The organism is Vibrio sp. 10N.261.55.A7, from assembly GCF_002877365.1.
In the GTDB taxonomy this organism is placed as follows: Bacteria; Pseudomonadota; Gammaproteobacteria; order Enterobacterales; family Vibrionaceae; genus Vibrio.
In genome coordinates this window covers 1-1,031 of sequence record NZ_MCWZ01000125.1, presented here as the reverse complement: position 1 = coordinate 1,031, position 1,031 = coordinate 1, and the positions used below count along the sequence as shown (strand labels likewise).

Below are 1,031 nucleotides of genomic sequence, written 5' to 3'. Positions count from 1 at the left end.
TTTGATCAACAACGCCCTTCCAATGACGTTTTATCAAAAGGCTCATGATTAAGTGCCTGAACTTGATTCCAATAGTTTTCCATAATGAAAACCACCACACGCTCTAATTGCCCCATGATCGGCAAATGAAACTGTGAAACACCGTTGAATGCTTTTGGGTCCAATTGAGCTACCGGGAAATCAAGAATACGCTTTTCATTCCTTTGAGATAATTTTAGCGCACCAAACAAAAAAGCCATTTTAAAAGGAAACTCAAAATCAAAATCGATTTCGAGTAACTCTAATTCACTTTCAAACTTAAACGTTAAGAACCTTTCAGGTATCTCATAGGTAAGAGACTCTACGTTATTTATTAAAGTCGCGTCTTTACTCAAAGGATTGTGTGTACGACCAAAAGGTAGATTATACAACTCGATAAAGTATCTATTGCTCATTTTACCAAAGTAAGAACGAAAAGATCCGCCTCTTCCAATTGCCTTTATAAAACCAACTTTAAACAAGGCCTCTAACTGTGACTTTAAGCGACTCTCAGAAATCCCCCCCATCAACTCCCTAATTCTTTTATTTGTCAGGTTTCTAACAAAACCGACTTCATTAGAATGCATTACAAAAATGACTATCAAGAGCAAATTGGAGTTTCTCAGCTTAAAACCTCCTTCTGAGTCTTTAAATTTTTCGATTTTCAGTCGTGTATCTAAGGAAAACAGCTCATTCATTACTTTATTCCTAAAGCATGTATTATCTACCGAAAACCTTTCAAGATAATCCAGCTTAAATGTGAACTGCCTTTCTCTCTTAATAGATGAACCAACACTCCCCCGACCTTTTTCTTTAAAAAGCTCAATGACCATTTGCGTTGTTTTATGAGAAACACCAAAGTCATTTTTCAAACGAGAGGCAGATATATCCACCACTAAATTTGGTGTTCTTATTAAATCTAAATGTAAAGCAAGAGATAGAAATCGACACTCAGGTGAAAGTTCAAGATCTTGGCTCAACAACTCACTAATCAACCTCATAATTCACTACAC

1 protein-coding gene is annotated in these 1,031 nt (G+C 36.0%); it reads right to left on the bottom strand.

Annotated elements, in window-relative coordinates; translation table 11 throughout:
* Positions 1 to 5: 5 nt before the first annotated feature.
* Positions 6 to 998: a hypothetical protein gene (locus BCU12_RS08620; RefSeq protein WP_133153837.1), complete on the bottom strand. Its 993-nt coding sequence runs from the start codon at positions 996 to 998 to the stop codon at positions 6 to 8.
* Between the last annotated feature and the right edge of the window lie 33 nt (positions 999 to 1,031).